We start from the raw sequence: 15,453 nt of genomic DNA, 5'->3' as shown, positions 1-15,453 counted from the left end.
TTATTCTGCCTCTTTATTATTTTTGTTATCAGAATGGGTGTTTCTGACGATGATCGGAGTAAGTTTGTCGTGCTCTGTGTACCATTTTTTAATTTCGATAGCTTGAGACGACGAATCACTGCGCACGATCACGCGGTAATAAGAATCAAATTCGTCAATCACAGGTTCGTATTTCGAAGGGGATAGATTGGCCACAAACTTGGTTGCGTTATTACCTTGCTTAAAGGTTGCTAACTGAACCAACCACGATGAATAACTGGTTGCAAGATTACTTGGCGGTGTCGCTTCGACCATTTCAACTTTACTGGCTTTTTTCGGCGCAGCGTCGAGATCAGAATCGTCACTGATAAAAATGATGTCGTTCACTTCACCAGACAATACGTAACGAGCGCTAAAGTCAGGTAGGTTATAGAAGTCTCGAGCTCGTTGGGAGTGAGTCTTGTCGTACCAAAAGTAAGTGAGTGTCACGATTGTCGCGATCAGACATGCAAAGAACACGGTTGTGACGAAATAGCGTTTTCTTCTGGTAGGTTTACGTGCCTTTGGTAGCTTAGTGCGGCTATGACAATGAATGTTACCGGGCTGTCGATAACGACTGAGTACTTGTTCAAGCTGGTGGATAAACGCTTTTAACTGTTCGCTGCCTGATTCTCGATATTGACCTTTAAAGCCGATATTAAGGAATATATGAATGATCTCTAGAAGGTCGACCATTTTATGGGGTTGGCGAAGCGCTTTCTCTGCAACGGTGAAAAACAGCTCACCGCCATTACGCATACCAAACAGTTCACTGAGTAAGGTTTTATTCTCCCACCCGCGAGACTCGCCCCATTCACTGTAGATAATCAACTCATCTAGCACGACTGCGTATAGAAAGCACAGTTTATCAATAACGGCTACAGGGTAGGTGAGCTCTGCGCCTTTGATCTTAATATCATTGATACTTTCGACCAGTTGTTGGCGCAGGTTAGCGACATCTTCTGGTTCCGGTAGTGTCGAGATTTTCAGGGTGATGGCCAGAAGCTCACTACTGATATTAAACAGTTGATTCTCTGCTTTATCGAAGTAATGCAAGAATTCGCCGCGCCCACGGCTCGCATCGACAGGAGACCAAGAGTCACCTGAGGCTTCATCATTTTTGCTCACAAAGTCTGCTTGTTTAGCATCCCATACGAGCGTTTCTTCATCCAAGTAATCCATGGCGTTATCTCAATGCATAGAGCATCACGTCAAGATCCGCTATTCGTGTGTCTACATGAAGGGCGATAGCATCTCGATTTTCCAACATCTCTAACCACATTCGGTCAGAGGTATCGATTTCGAAGTAAGCCGTACCTTGTGTAGGTTTTAACTCACTCGGGGTAACCGGTAGTGGAGTTAAGGAAATCCCCGATAGTCCGTTACGAACAATTTCTACAATACGTGAATTGTTACTTAGCTTCGCTGCGATAGGGAACAGTTCATTAAGCTCAGCGCTGCTAATGGTTGATTTGACCGAGAGGACAAACCTGCGATTAGCAATGCTTGCTGTATCTTTGATTAGGCTGCGCAGTAAGCGACGTTTTTCAAATAATGTCGTGTCCCAAGGAAACTCGAGTACAGAATCTTGCTGGACGAGAGTGAGCATATTACGTAGTGACGAGAATAGCGGGTTAAAGCTTTCATACATCTTATGGCACTGGAGTGGACGACACGGCTCTGGGATAGCAGGGGTCAACGCCATGATTTGCGCTTCAAATTTGCGTAACTCACCATAAACTTCATGAGTCTGAAGTTTTGAATTGGCAATAGTGAGATCGAACCACGGTAGCCATGTATTGAGCGTTTGCAGCCACAAGTAATCGTGCATCATTGACTGAGGACTTTTTTGCCCTTCGCCTGCTTGAATTCGTTGTAGCAGGGTCGTAGCGCGATTCGAGGTGAGCGCGTGGATTTCTTTAATTCGCTCAATCAACAGTTGCGATGCGCCAAAGTGTAAACATGCAGGAATAAAAGCGCGATCAAGAATAATCTCGCCCGATTCGGTGCATTCCAAAATCTTAGCTACAGGAATTAAGGTAAAGCCTGACGTGTCTTCACCTTGTAGTTTTAAAGAGATATTAAGGTGTGCAATGTCTATCTCTACACTGGCATTTTCTGATGTTGATGTATCGAATACGTTTACAGTGCGAGTTAGGTATCGGCCCTGATCTGACTGCTCTTGCCCGTAGTCGTTGTTGCCTTGAAGGGAGATAGGCAGAGCAAGGTAAACAACAGTTTCAATACTGTTTTCCGGTACATCGCGAGCAACTTCATGATTGACTTCAAAGTGGGTCCCATCTGGAAATACGCCCGCACTGGTGGTTATTGAGAGTTTGCCAATCTTAAGCAACTCATGATTAATTGTAAGTTCAGTTACACCATAAAAGGGAGCAAAGCCAGCAAGCGTCTCGACGTTTTGTCTAACGTAATTTTGTACGTAACGATCTTGCTGCTGAAAATGTTGTGGGGCAATGAACATGCCTTCTTGCCATACTACTTTTTTAAACGCGTCCACGTAATTTCCCTATCTACTGACTAAAATATCTGCCACCAGCTCGAATCTGGTGTGACAATGTTTAATGAGGCTTTAGCCCCTTCGATTGTGAGCTGTAGGAATTGCTCATCTTCAAGAGGCAAAGTGGAAAATGCCTTTGCCTCACTATTTTGGTAATCAACAAACTCGACCAAGACTGCGACATATTGGGTCGTGGAATTAATGTCCAAAGTTTGTGTTAAGTTACTGTTCGGTAATACGACCGGCAGAATCTGCTTTGAGACCAAGTTGGCGCTTAGCAAAGTGACGTCGTCATTGTACAAATCGATAAATGGCAACTGCTTGAACATTTGCGCATCTGTAAGTTGATACAGACGCACGACCGCTGGATTTGCCTGATTTGATTCAGACGGATTCATGGTATCGTCAGAAGAGATCGCCAACGTATATTGCGATACTACAGGCACTGGATCAGACGAGCACCCAACCAAGAGTGATACTGCCAGTACCCAAAACCACTTTACCATTAGCTTTCCTCTCGCTGTTTTTGCATGTTTTCCATAAACAGTGCTTTAAACTGGCGACGGAAGTCTCCATTTTGCTGACGGTGCTGGAAGTGTTTGCGATAAATCTTCCAGTAGCGTTTGTCTTTATTACTAAACAAACCACCTGAAATGTACTCACTAAATTGAGACTCAAGCTCCTGAGGAGCAAACTCATTCAAAAACTGATCGACAGTCTTTTCAAGAGCATCAAACAGGGCGTCATGATGAAGCATCGGGTTTTGCAAATATTGCTGATTCTTTTCTGATTGGATCAGTAGTTTCTCAATCGAAGCTTCGAGGTGAGAGTTATTGGGTGTATCCAATGGCAAAAACTCTAGGTCAGAGCTTTGCTTGTATGCCTCGTTATGCGCGATTTCATCGACTTCGACGTGCTGGGCGATTTCCTCGTTATCAATATCCTCAAAAGGGTCGGCGGCAAATGGGTCATCACTTAAGACATTTTTATGAGAAAAGCTGCTCGCTTGTTTCGAAGGCTCAGGCCCGCTTTCTTGTTCAAGAAAGTCGGTATCGTCATTAAGATCTAACTCGAATGGCTTTAGCAATGGGTCATCCATCTTAGCTTCTGGAGCCGCATTGGTTGATGAAACGAGCGTAGAGACCAGCATCGTATAATTTTCAATCTTAAGAATATCCCCATCGCTGAGCGGGTACTCTTTGTCTTGGCTAAGTGGTTTATCGTTTAGCGCAGCGCTATTTTGACCACGGCTGATGTAGACGTAGCCACGCTCAGTGAGGCGCACTTCACCATGTAATCGCGAAATGCGTTTCGTTTGGTCGGATAAAGAAATATCACAATCAGGAGCACGACCAATAGTGCCTCCTGATTCAGGAAAATACACAACTCTAGAGGTGACAACCTCTTCAGTGGGTACAGAAATCAAGTGAATGCTGATAGCCACTAGTTACCTCTCACATTTTGAAACCGCTGCATTAAATGCAGGTAAGAAACCAGAATACTTATTTAGGAAACGATTTGAAAAATAGACACCCATAGGTTTAGTTTCATGGGTTTTAGACTGAAAATAATCGCTGGGTAGGTCAGCTTCATCTAACTCTCCCTGAAACACGAGTTTATCCTCAAGTGCGATATCAATTTCCCTTTGTTTTAAAAGCTTTAGTAATACTTTAGCATCTCGTGGCTGTTTGACTACATTGTAGCCATTACGTTTTAGCCAAAACCACTTATTCGACCCAAATTTGGCAGAGAACTTGAGGTTTAACTTTGACAACTCATTGATTTTAGGCTCAACCCCAGGGCCGAAATACCACATAAGCTCTTGTTGTGCGATTGGGGCCGATAGGGTTGCGTAGTCATCACGTTCAGCCGTTTGTGTCGCAACAAAAAAGGCATGCTGAGAGCCACTATGGACACGTAATTGTGCGTCAGACCAAGTCGTCATTGTCAGTTGGTAAGGTTGCCCCATTTTTCCTAGCGCACATTTGACACGGTCTAGGGCAATACCTTGCATTTGTCCGTGTTTATACTCTTGATACGGAGGCCAGTCTTGAGTCGTTAATAACAGACGAGAAGGGCCAAAAGTAGGTTGAGCAAAAGCATCAGCACTGAATTTCAGGCTGAATAACATAATCATTAGGCAGAAAGTAAAACTCGGAATCATTCTTGCCATTCATTCCCTCCAATAAGCTCGGAAATTTTTAGAATAGAAACAGGAGGATAGTAATCCAATGTACGAGCTGCACCGATATTTACAATATAGGAGTACTGGCTCAAGGGCTCTATAGCGACCTCTTGTGGAGCGCGTTTTTGGGTCAAAATTTGCTCTGCTTTGTGTCCGGCAAATTCGCCGACGTTATAGTATCGGCTAACAATACCAAATAAAGCGTTATGTTTGCGAATCGGAGACTCAGTTGCGGAGAAGGTAGCGATGCCATGTTTATGCAAACTATCGACGATGCCTTTACCTTGACTGATGATGTAAGAGTCGGGCGGCAGATAAGCAAGCTGAACTTTATCTTCAAGCATGGTATCAATAACTGATGAAAGTGAGCTTAAGTCTGGCTTACTGTCTTTTGTGCGAAGAGGGTATAGGTAGACGTCCATACCAAACTTGGCCGAGAGCATCTGGATCTTTCGCGCCGTGATCACCGCATTATTTTCTAGTGGATTGAAAACAATGCCCATTGTTTCGACATTAGGCAGTTTCTGAATCGCATTAAACTGCACTTGATGGGGAACGATATGGCTCACACCCGTGAAGTTGCGTTTTGATTCTGTTGTACTTGAGACAATCTTTGAGCCAACCGGATCGGTCACGATACTAAACACAACCGGTGTGCTGCTGTTTGTACGAAAGTTACTCGGCTTATCTTCGGTGCCAAGCAGTGTCAGTGTGGTAGTGGTGCCAAAGGTATAGATCAAATCTGCGTTGTATTGCTCGATATTCTCAACATATTGAGACAGAGTCGCTTTGTCGCGTTTTGCATCGAGTAGGGTGTATTTGACGTCGACTTTACTAGATAAGTACTCCATAAAGCCGCGTTCAGCGTCGGTGACGCCGCGCCAAAGTAGCATGACCACTTGTTTAGGCTCACTTTGTGACGCGTGAACGCTACTGGTCAGCGGCAGTAGTATGAGCAAAACCCAAACTAACATTCTCATTTTGCAACCTCCAAATGGGCGCGATCGCGCTTAGTAAACAGAGCGTAGAAAATGATGAGTACCGCAGAGCTGATAAACAGCGTCACACCAAACAGTACGATAGTATCTTGATAGCCAAACAGGCTTAAACTTAACCCTGCTAGCATCGGGCCAGTAATGTTACCGATACGCTCGGTCAGACGGAAAATACCGATGGTTTTGCCTTTATCTAGCCCTTCATGGTCAAGCAGTTCCATGACTAGTGGGATTTGAGGGGAGACGCTGATGCCGTGAGCTACGCCAATCATAATAACGATTAGCAACAAACCGAGTGTACCCGGTAGCATCATGATGTTGATCAGCGCCAGTGCGGATAACAGCCCACCAATAACGATGAAGCGAATTTTGTTGTTCCAGCGATCAACAAGGAAAGCGCTTAATGGGGAGATGATGATGATGGCTAAGCCATAACTCATCATTACTCGGCCTGACACCGCGCTGCTTTCGCCAAGAGACTGAAGATAAACCGGACATAAGTAATACAAAAAACCAGTTAAAACTACTTTCGAAGGGATCGCGCTACAGAAAGTGATCAGCGCAAAATACTTATTACTTAGCAATACTTTAAAATCGTTGAGACTCACGGGTTTGCTTTGCGAATTGGAACTGCCATGGCTAAAGAAGTTAACCACAAAAAGCACGCTCGCTAGCGCCAGTACAGCAGCAAGTAAGAAGGTCACATTGTAGCCCAGTTTATCTGCGACAATCCCGCCAATAGCAGCGCCACATAATGAGCCGGCAAAGAATGCCGATAAGAAGGTCGACATCCCTTTGGTGCGGTTTTTGGTCGTGGTGGTATCGGTGATATAGCCCTGCGCTGAAATAAAGACGATACCGTAACCAACCGCGGTATAAGCTCTCACTAAAAGCAGCAATTCTAATGTATGACAAAAAGCGGTCAGCGCTAGGCCTGAACTCGTGACTAAGCCACCAACAATGAGAGACTTTCTGCGACCTACTTTATCTGACCAATAGCCCGCAAAAGGTAGAGAAATCGCCCAGCAGAACATAAACAGTGAGATAGGTAGACTGGTCACCAGACTCTCTGGGATCCACGACTGAGAGTGGGAAAGGCTTGCGACAAAGTTAGGGAAGAAGGCGAGTGACGCCGCTTCCGCAAAAACCAACATAAACAGGGGAAGACGAATAAAGCGATAGTCTTGTGAGCGACGAACGGTCAGCTTTTCATTGGCTGCTTTACGCTGAGTGAGGCTATTGAGCGAGTCAATAATGTTACCCAGTTCGTCTTTGGCTGACACCTGCGCCACCCATTCTGCGTGGCCTTTCTTGGCGTTTCTAAGCAGCTGCTTTATTTGGTGCCAAGGTTTAATGATCATGAAATTACACACGAAGAGGATAATTTCAATCACGATTAATGCCGAGGCAATGAGAACAGTGATCATATCCATCAAGCTCTCTTCGAGAAGCTGAGGAATAATATTGGTGTCTGTTGTCATCATTAGTTCGATGCCGATAGCATCATCAATTGGCAGTTGTGACGCCATCATAGATTGACTGACGACCATCTGCTTTGGATATTGATACAGATCGGTTCCCGATTGTTGTAGCTGAATAGATAACAGCTCCGGGTGCTGGGTAATGTAGGAAGAAAATTCGTCTTCTAAACCGTATAAGCGATCCAGTGGCACACCTTGTTGCAGAAGTCGTTGGATCATACTAGATAAGGTATCGCCGATGACGTGCGATTTCTGTTCAAGCTGAGTTTGATAAGTGTCAGAGAACTTATCTAGCGCTTGATACGAGCTACCGATGTTTGAAGTAAAGGTCAGTAAGATCGCAAGGAAAATGATCAGTAGTGGAAAGTAGTTATCACGCAGTTGTTGCCACTTGTTTTTACCATGCGAACTGAAAAATGTTTTGTACGCGTTTTCGATGCGTTGCTCATCATTGATGTTTTTCTCATCAAGTACGTTACGTGTAGCGTGTATTTTTTTGAGTAGAAAGTCCAAGCCCAGATTCAATGCGAAATAGCCGATGCAAGAGGTCACGAGTACCCATAGCAAGGTGTCCATTAGTTGTTGCGTTAATAGCTGAGCTTTAATGTTGTCTAAATAAACCGTTGAATAATAGAGGTTTAATTGTCCTTCTTTTTGGCCGAATGTATTGGAAATATCAGCACTTATCATACGTTCAGAGTCGACATGTTTTCCAGCAGAGTAGTGAGCAATGCCATTTTTATCCAATACCTCAATTTTACTGATCCCGTCGACTAACGCGAGACGACGCTCTAACAAAGATTGAATATTTGAAATCGCAGATAGCGGTAAACCCAAGCTCATTGCCTGCTTAATATCATTGTCCGTTTCACTAAGGACGACTTGATACGTTGAGTCGCTAGTTTGAGTTAACCGCTTTTCAAAGTTGAGGTAATTTAACGTTGTGTTAAGGCCATTAGAAAAGAGCAGCACAGCAATAATAGCCAGCACAAGTTTAACTCGTAATGAGAAAAACGATGGTGACTTACTGCTGTGATGCTTATCCATGACGACGTTTCCTTTAGCCATTTGATTAGTTAATAGTGAGCTCGAAGCCTGCTGCGTTGCTTGCTGCAACCACTGACACTTGAGTGATAGGCTGCTGCTGGCTTAGGCGAGTGATACACTCTTCGGCTAGTTTTGGCATTAAAGAACGGTTGATGATCTGCTCAACGGCGCGGCCACCTGTTGTTGGATCCGTATTTTTAGCGACAACAAAGTCGATAAAGCCTTTATCCCAAGTAAAGCTAGCTTGGTACTGTTCGGCCAATTTCTTCTTAATACGATTGAGAGAAATCTCAGTGATTTTTGCCAGCTCTTCGTCGTTGAGCGGGTAGTAAGGCACAATCGTTGTGCGACCTAAGAATGCAGGTTTGAAGTAATGCTGAAGATCAGGGCGAATGCTCTCTAACAACTGCTCATTACTCATTCGTTCATCCTGCTCTTCACACGCGTCACAGATCGCTTGGTCCGCGGCATTAGAGGTCATGATGATAATGGTATTTTTGAAGTCCACAGTTCGGCCTTCACTGTCTTTAATATGACCTTTATCGAAGATCTGGTAGAAGAGATCGTGAACGCCAGGGTGGGCCTTTTCCATTTCATCAAGCAATAACACAGAGTATGGGTTACGTCGGATAGCCTCAGTCAATACGCCACCTTCGCCAAAGCCAACATAGCCGGCAGGCGAGCCGAGTAACATAGAGATCTTGTGCTCTTCTTTGAATTCAGTCATGTTGATGATAGTCATATCGTTGCTACCACCGTAAAGCTGCTCTGCAAGTGCCATTGCGGTTTCAGTTTTACCAACACCACTTGGACCACACATTAGGAACACGCCGATAGGTTTGCGGCTATCGGTAAGACCAGCACGTGAAATACGAATCGCTTTGGCGAGCTCTTGCTTAGCGACATTCTGGCCAATAACACGCTTATCCAGCTCTTCTTCCAGTGACAGTAGACGAGCAATCTCGTCACTCATCATGTTGCCGACAGGAATTCCTGTCCAATTGGCGATCACTTGAGCGATGGTATTGTCATCGACCATCGCATTCACCAAAGGTTGTTCACCTTGGAGCGTCGCCAATTCATCGAGTGTGTCATTAAGCTGTTTCTGTTTCGTTAGATCGGGCGCGTCAGTCTCATCAGCTTGGCTAATTTCTTCTTGCAGCGCTTTGATTTTATCAACCAGCTCGACTTCTTGCTCCCAACGAGTATTTAAAGCGGCTAACTCTGCTTCGTTGGCTTTGATGGTCTCTGTGAGTTCAGCGATTTCTTCTTCAGCGATACCAAATAGGGCGTTCTCTTTTTCGAGTGCGACCTTTTCATTGTTCTGGTAACGAATCGTCTGCTCTAGAGACTCGATAACCTCAGGTTTTGCCCCTTGAGTAAGGGCGATTCGCGCACTTGCAGTATCAAGCAAGCTGATCGCTTTATCTGGCAGCTGACGGCTTGGAAGGTAACGGATAGACAAATGTACCGCAGCGTCAATCGCGGATTCCGCGATAAAGGCGCCATGGTGTTTTTGTAAAGAAACCGCCACGCCACGCAGCATTTGCTTCGCGTCTTCTGCGTTAGGCTCTTCAATTGAAACCACTTGGAATCGACGAGTCAGTGCCGGATCTTTTTCAAAATATTTCTTATATTCCGCCCATGTCGTCGCAGCGATAGTTTTGAATTCACCGCGAGCGAGCGCAGGTTTTAGCAGGTTCGCCGCATCGTTTTGACCAGCAGCGCCGCCAGCACCAATTAGTGTGTGCGCTTCATCAATAAAGACAATGATAGGGACTTCGCTGTTTTTGACTTCATTGATGACATCTTTAAGGCGGTTTTCAAACTCACCTTTAACACTTGCGCCAGCTTGAAGAAGACCTAAATCTAGCGAGTGGATTTGTACGCCTTGAAGCGCTCCCGGTACCTCATCTGCAGCGATACGAAGCGCAAGACCTTCAACCACCGCGGTTTTACCAACACCGGGCTCACCAACCATGATCGGGTTGTTCTGGCGTTTCCGACAAAGGATATCGATCGCTTTTCTAACTTCGGCGTTACGCCCAGAAATTGGGTCAATATTGCCATCAAGCGCTTGCTGGGTGAGGTTGACCGTGTACTTACTTAATGCGTCGTTACCGCTTGGTTGACCACTGGCAACGGCTTCACCTGATGCTGATGTTTTCGCACGTGCAACGGCCGTTTTGTTAATCAAGCCTTGCAGTGATTCAAGAGACACCGACTGCAAGCTATCGAGTTGAAGCGTATTGACACCCAGTACGTTTTGCTGCAGCAAAGCCTGAACTAAGTGGAGGCTGATGATTTCTCCGTGACCGTAATTGACTGACGCAAGCATCCACGCATCTTTCACTAATTCGGTTAAGCCATGGCTAAGGGTCGGTTGGCCTTCGTTGCCTTTGGGCAGCCGAGCTATTTTGCTAGAAAGCTCGTTGACAAGGTTTTCTTGCGCTAAGTTTTGCGATTGAATCAGGCTATTAAGGTTCGCATCTTGTTGAGAGATAAGCTGTAGTAGCCAGTGTTCAACTTCAATCGAAGCGACACCTTGGTTCATGGCTGCGCCTGCAGACACTTCTAAAGCTTGTTTTAGCTCTGAAGATAGCTTGGCGACTAAATTAGTTAAGGTTACTTGTGTCATACATTTATCCTTGTATTTCTAATGTTCAGAGCGCAAAGGCCACTGAACGCTCCTATTTGAGCAAAATACGAATCCTTTGCTGAGGTTTTCGTTCTGGTGCGAGGCAATCTACCTCACCGAGTTTTGCAGCTTGATTCATATTTGAGGACAGCTTAGGACGAGCGAGATAGGCTCGTTTTACCTCGAGATAAATCGAAACTGGTGTATTGTCTTTTAAGTAATGCTGGATCAAGGTTTTCATACAATCAGCCAGCATGGCATCGTTTTGGATATCCGATAATTCCTGTTCATTTGCAGGTCTTATCGATACCAACAAATGAGTAAAATGCGTTAGGCACGTTTTGCCAATCAGGAAGCCTTGGCCGATGCGACTGTTGTATGCTTGGTTTGCCCCTAAACGAGTGAGTGAGTCACTTGGCAGCTTTCTGCGCTCGAAATGCTTGGTCGTTACCTCAATTTCATACGGAAAGTAATCATTGAGAATTTGTTCGAGACCAGTCAGGCTTCGGCTATTTTGGTTGAGCAACAGCGAGTACTGAAATAGATGAGCGTGCTCATCTTTTAGCGCAGCAATGTGATGCAGCAGTTGAGTTTTATCCGCGTTGAGTTCGTTTTGAACTAATAGCCATTGTCTGCTCTCAAGCTGCGCAACCAGCTCAAAGTAGCGTTGATTGAAAACGTCGAGAAAGTCCTTTAACGCATGATCGTCATCGTGAAGTGCGAGCAATAACTCTTCGTAGATGTAGTAGGGGATCACGCCTTTTACGCCAGAAAGAGCCTGTTTCGCGAGTCTGAATTTTGCCTTGTTGTTTTTCAACGAGAAGTATTGGATCTCGCTCGCGTCACCAGTTGGCATTGCTTCTGCTTTAAGAACCAATTGAACTCGGGTTTCAGCGCTCTCGATAAACTGAGACAACATACGCATTGCCTGAGCAAAGTCGTATTGTTGAGGGTTGTGGCTAAGATCTTTAATTATGTTCATGCTAACTCCTAGGCCACTTAAAGCGCGTATTGGCTTCCATGGTATTTAGGGTAGCGTTTAACGAAACCGTCTCGGCCATAGACACGAACAGAGAGCTGGATGTATCGATCAAAACTGCAGTACTGCTGGAAGAAACGATTTAATACATCGCTAAAGGCTAAGAAACCGCTCTGAGTATCGAGTGTGATTTCAATTTCAGTGCCTGGGCAAAAGACGTTTTTGCCTAATATACGCAGCGCTGAAACCTGCGAGCGCAATTTTACGTCGCGGATAGTTTGGATTTCGTCCGCTGGGAGCTGGCTTCGACTGCATAAGCGAAGCATTTGCTTTAAGGCTTCAGCAGGCTGCTCACTGTGCAATAGTGACGAAAAGTTCGCATTCAGTAATGCGATAAATTGCCAATGCAAATGAGGATCTTGCTCTCTTGCAATCGGCGCAGAGGGCGGATATATAGCGTAAAATTCACCGGGCAAATTGATGCTTTCTAGGCACTCGAAGCTGCCCTGAACGGAGCAGGCTATCTTGCCATTAGTACACAGTAACCGAGTGCCATACAGTCGGTTAAACTCCAGTTCTTGCTGGTTGTTTAAGCTGATGGCGAGGCGGAATTCATTGTTGCTGTCACGTGTACATTGCCAGTAGTCCGCTCGCTTGTTTGAGCGGTAGCTATCTTTAAACAGTGGAATTAAAGGCTTTTCACCCATCGAGGTGATTTCAAACACTTCTTTAACTTCGACGATCTCGATATCGTCATCGCTGTGTGCATCTGCATTAACAGGAACGCTTAAGCTACGTTGATCATAATTGGTAGGCTCACCCGTTTTATCAAACAAGTTAATCGCCGGTAAAATGTTGAGCTTAAAGACATGGCGGTCGAAGAGGCGAATAAACTCAGTTGGCAAACTATGCATAAACAGATTGAGTACGATTTCCGACTGATCGAACTTTGCCAATGCCTTTTTGAATTCTTTAATACGGAAGAACTGACGTTTTTCTTTAAAGCAGAAAAACTCACTCACCAGCTGGTAGCCGGAGAACTGATTGCCTTTTTGTGGCAGAAAGCGGAACGCTTCGTCACTGACACGACTTGATAAATTTGCCGTGTCCAGCACGACGTGATGTTCGCATGTGACATCCGAAACAGAAATGGCCTGAGTCTCTGCAAGCAATAACTCAACAAGCGAATCTGCATTATTTTCGAAGCCCTGAACAAATAGGTCGAGATGGTCGCAATCTAATGAGCTGAAATGCGTATCCGGATCCTGAGTCGAGAACTTGATTTGAATAACGCCCGTGGTCAACTCAGTGCCACGAGGGCGATTAAACTTAAATGGTGCGTTCGAAGCGTAAGTATCAAGGATTGCAAACGGCGTCGTCTGCAGATCATCAACGGTAGTAAAGACGCAGTCCTTGCCTTGCGCTGTCGCGTTAAATTGAGACCCTTTTGGCAACAATGTCGACTCTGCCAGATCGGCGTCTTCACCAAGCTCTAAATAGGCAACGCTTGGTATTGTTTGAATATAGCTAGGGTAGAGAACACCTAATAACCCCTCAATAACTTCAGGCAGTTGATCGGACAGTTTTTTCTCTACTGAGGCGTTGAGTAGCGCGACACCATCAAGTAAGCGCGCAAGGCTTGGGTCTTCGATTTGCCCTTGGTGTATTTTTAGGCGCTCGGCGTGCCCAGAATGTTGCTGACCAAACTGTCCTAAGGCACGGCGTACTAATGTGAGCTCTTGCTCGTAATAGCGTAATAACGGATCACTCATAACTGTCCTCCGTCATTATGGTTTTCAAATTGTTCAGTGATATTTTTGAGTCAAAGATAAGATCTTTCTGCCCTTGGTCTGTTTTTGCTTTTGCCACAATGCTGAACGCAATCGCATTTTCATTCTCTTTACGTTCGCCTAGCTCTACCAACACCTTGGTCAGTCTTGGTTCAAAGTGGGTGATGTAACGTTCTAAGCGAAGAGCAAGCTGAGTTTGGTCTAAGCTGGCGCTCAGTAACTGCACATCTTCGATACCAAAACGAAAGTTAGAACGCTGAAGCTCGGTAAAGCGGTCATCGATATCAACGAGAGACGCTTCTGATTCGAGAAGTCGAGTTAAATGATACTTAATATCTTCAATGTCACTGTTTGACATTGAGGAGTCTGTCGGTTGAATAAATGCCTGCCAAAAACTCATTACGCCACCTCGTCAAACTCTGTGGTCAGGACAACCTCACCAGAGAAGTGATCGTATTGGTACTGAGGCACCATACGTAATGTGCAAGAAAAGCTGCCCGCACTATGCGGTGATTCGACAATAGACACTTTGGCAAAACTGAGCGGGTATTTGGACAGCGTCTCTTCATTTGCGAAAGAAACATTACTGGAAAATTTTTCAATCCAGTGCGTCAGAAACAGCTCACACTCCGCTGCGGTATTAAAGCTACCGATCATTTCTCGCACTTGTACTTTCAAGTAATGCGCAATGCGGCAAGACATCAAGCTGGTTTGAATTTGGGTCAGAACTTTCTCGTTGTCGGTTCCGCCGCTTAACCAAATCGAGTTATTACCGTTAAAATAGAACTTTTCGCTCAAGACACTTTTTGTCAGAGGAATAAAGCCATTTTGCGCATAGAAGGTCGAGATTTGGCCAAATAAAACTACGTCGGTTTCTGGTTGATTGAGAAACTGGCTGGTATGAAGATCAATATTTGCCAGCGCACCTTGGGATTTATCATTCCAGCGCGATTTAAGAAAGCCAAACCAATTCACGCGGTGGTATTCGCGCATGATGGTTGCGACAAACGCGAAGGTTGCGTTTCCCCATAGACCTTGACCAGATTCATTATAGATAAAGCCCACTTTTTCGTTTTCGTATCGGCTACGCATACGAATGGATGGCATGACCAAACCAAGAAATTTCGAGGAGGTTTTGTTTCTAAGAGCTTGCCAAGGATGGTAATCCTCGCCGTGAAGGATCTTGTTGATTCGCTTAGTATCGGAAAGCCAATCCGCCGTCGACTGGACAAAAAAGTCATCAGCCGGAGAGAACAGCATCGGGCACAGGGTCATTTCCCCTAACTTGCTGAGAAGCTCTAAAGTGAAGAGATCGTCATAATCGGCGTCAAAATCCATATCTAAAGAGATCTTGTGGGTGAACATCATACAACCAAAAGGCTGTCCGCCCAGCGTATTCAGTTCACGGTTGCCAATCTTATTAAATAGGTCCGTTGCCTTGATCGTATAGGCTTGGTTGACATCGCTAGAGACTTCTTCCCACGACATATCGAGCAGCTTAAGTTTGGTTCGCTGTTTACTTACTGGTAGCTTTGCTAGGCCTTCTAAACCTAACCAACTTGAATGGAGATTTTGAAAGTCATCATGGTGGATGATTTGGTCCATCTGCTGCGAGATTTTTTTATCGAGTTCGACTATAAGGCGAGAAACACTACTGATGAGTTGCCCTTTACTTGATAACGCGTCAGGCATCACTTCAGACAACATAGAGAGAGACTCTGATAAAAAGTCACTCTCTGTGCTGTCTAATAAGGTGAAGTCTTGCTGCCATTTAGAATCAAGATTCATATCCAACATCGTCC

Annotated in this window: 12 protein-coding genes; all 12 read right to left on the bottom strand. The window is 45.0% G+C overall.

The annotated features are described in order from the left end of the window. From icmH to ELS82_RS15930, 12 genes are read right to left on the bottom strand one after another with little or no spacing between them, the layout of a single operon-like run. Positions 1 to 1,200: a type IVB secretion system protein IcmH/DotU gene (gene icmH / locus ELS82_RS15985; RefSeq protein WP_134836360.1), complete on the bottom strand. Its 1,200-nt coding sequence runs from the start codon at positions 1,198 to 1,200 to the stop codon at positions 1 to 3. A 4-nt stretch (positions 1,201 to 1,204) separates the two neighbouring features. Beyond that, entirely contained in the window at positions 1,205 to 2,536 is a 1,332-nt protein-coding gene (tssK, locus tag ELS82_RS15980) for a type VI secretion system baseplate subunit TssK (protein ID WP_134836359.1), read from the bottom strand. A gap of 20 nt (positions 2,537 to 2,556) precedes the next feature. Next, a complete protein-coding gene (gene tssJ / locus ELS82_RS15975) occupies positions 2,557 to 3,042 on the bottom strand; it encodes a type VI secretion system lipoprotein TssJ (RefSeq protein WP_134836358.1) in 486 nt (161 codons plus the stop codon). Continuing rightward, complete coding sequence (locus tag ELS82_RS15970) at positions 3,042 to 3,980, bottom strand: FHA domain-containing protein (protein ID WP_134836357.1); 939 nt, start codon at positions 3,978 to 3,980, stop codon at positions 3,042 to 3,044. The genes tssJ and ELS82_RS15970 overlap by 1 nt, the downstream gene beginning before the upstream one ends. Before the next feature lie 3 nt (positions 3,981 to 3,983). Next, positions 3,984 to 4,700 (bottom strand): transporter substrate-binding domain-containing protein, encoded by a 717-nt coding sequence (locus tag ELS82_RS15965; protein ID WP_370447471.1) that lies wholly within the window; start codon positions 4,698 to 4,700, stop codon positions 3,984 to 3,986. Further along, complete coding sequence (locus ELS82_RS15960) at positions 4,697 to 5,701, bottom strand: ABC transporter substrate binding protein (RefSeq protein WP_134836355.1); 1,005 nt, start codon at positions 5,699 to 5,701, stop codon at positions 4,697 to 4,699. The genes ELS82_RS15965 and ELS82_RS15960 overlap by 4 nt, the downstream gene beginning before the upstream one ends. Continuing rightward, positions 5,698 to 8,244: an MFS transporter gene (locus ELS82_RS15955; protein ID WP_134836354.1), complete on the bottom strand. Its 2,547-nt coding sequence runs from the start codon at positions 8,242 to 8,244 to the stop codon at positions 5,698 to 5,700. The genes ELS82_RS15960 and ELS82_RS15955 overlap by 4 nt, the downstream gene beginning before the upstream one ends. Positions 8,245 to 8,269: 25 nt before the next feature. Next, positions 8,270 to 10,882 carry a type VI secretion system ATPase TssH gene (gene tssH, locus ELS82_RS15950; RefSeq protein ID WP_134836353.1) on the bottom strand — a complete coding sequence of 871 codons (2,613 nt, stop codon included), beginning with the start codon at positions 10,880 to 10,882 and terminating at the stop codon, positions 8,270 to 8,272. Between the two features lie 52 nt (positions 10,883 to 10,934). Next, positions 10,935 to 11,864, bottom strand: a complete 930-nt coding sequence (locus tag ELS82_RS15945; protein WP_134836352.1) for a type VI secretion system baseplate subunit TssG — start codon at positions 11,862 to 11,864, stop codon at positions 10,935 to 10,937. 17 nt (positions 11,865 to 11,881) lie between these two features. Continuing rightward, positions 11,882 to 13,633: a type VI secretion system baseplate subunit TssF gene (gene tssF, locus ELS82_RS15940; RefSeq protein ID WP_134836351.1), complete on the bottom strand. Its 1,752-nt coding sequence runs from the start codon at positions 13,631 to 13,633 to the stop codon at positions 11,882 to 11,884. After that, positions 13,626 to 14,051 (bottom strand): type VI secretion system baseplate subunit TssE, encoded by a 426-nt coding sequence (gene tssE, locus ELS82_RS15935; protein ID WP_134836350.1) that lies wholly within the window; start codon positions 14,049 to 14,051, stop codon positions 13,626 to 13,628. Before tssE ends, tssF begins: the two co-directional genes overlap by 8 nt. Further along, the gene (locus tag ELS82_RS15930; RefSeq protein WP_134836349.1) at positions 14,051 to 15,439 is read right to left on the bottom strand and encodes a type VI secretion system contractile sheath domain-containing protein; all 1,389 of its coding nucleotides are present in this window, start codon (positions 15,437 to 15,439) and stop codon (positions 14,051 to 14,053) included. The genes tssE and ELS82_RS15930 overlap by 1 nt, the downstream gene beginning before the upstream one ends. Positions 15,440 to 15,453: the final 14 nt, after the last annotated feature.

Origin of the sequence: Vibrio ouci (genome assembly GCF_004551525.1) — a bacterium.
Classification (GTDB): domain Bacteria; phylum Pseudomonadota; class Gammaproteobacteria; order Enterobacterales; family Vibrionaceae; genus Vibrio; species Vibrio ouci.
The sequence above is the reverse complement of the archived record's forward strand: the minus strand, read 5'-3'. Positions and strand labels throughout refer to the sequence as shown.

What these genes read in the sequence shown, in the direction of transcription:
- icmH (WP_134836360.1), bottom strand. Translation starts at nt 1,200, where the DNA reads ATGGATTACTTGGATGAAGAAACGCTCGTATGGGATGCTAAACAAGCA.
- tssJ (WP_134836358.1), bottom strand. Translation starts at nt 3,042, where the DNA reads ATGGTAAAGTGGTTTTGGGTACTGGCAGTATCACTCTTGGTTGGGTGC.
- ELS82_RS15965 (WP_370447471.1), bottom strand. Translation starts at nt 4,700, where the DNA reads ATGATTCCGAGTTTTACTTTCTGCCTAATGATTATGTTATTCAGCCTG.
- ELS82_RS15960 (WP_134836355.1), bottom strand. Translation starts at nt 5,701, where the DNA reads ATGAGAATGTTAGTTTGGGTTTTGCTCATACTACTGCCGCTGACCAGT.
- ELS82_RS15955 (WP_134836354.1), bottom strand. Translation starts at nt 8,244, where the DNA reads ATGGATAAGCATCACAGCAGTAAGTCACCATCGTTTTTCTCATTACGA.
- tssH (WP_134836353.1), bottom strand. Translation starts at nt 10,882, where the DNA reads ATGACACAAGTAACCTTAACTAATTTAGTCGCCAAGCTATCTTCAGAG.
- ELS82_RS15945 (WP_134836352.1), bottom strand. Translation starts at nt 11,864, where the DNA reads ATGAACATAATTAAAGATCTTAGCCACAACCCTCAACAATACGACTTT.
- tssF (WP_134836351.1), bottom strand. Translation starts at nt 13,633, where the DNA reads ATGAGTGATCCGTTATTACGCTATTACGAGCAAGAGCTCACATTAGTA.
- tssE (WP_134836350.1), bottom strand. Translation starts at nt 14,051, where the DNA reads ATGAGTTTTTGGCAGGCATTTATTCAACCGACAGACTCCTCAATGTCA.
- ELS82_RS15930 (WP_134836349.1), bottom strand. Translation starts at nt 15,439, where the DNA reads ATGAATCTTGATTCTAAATGGCAGCAAGACTTCACCTTATTAGACAGC.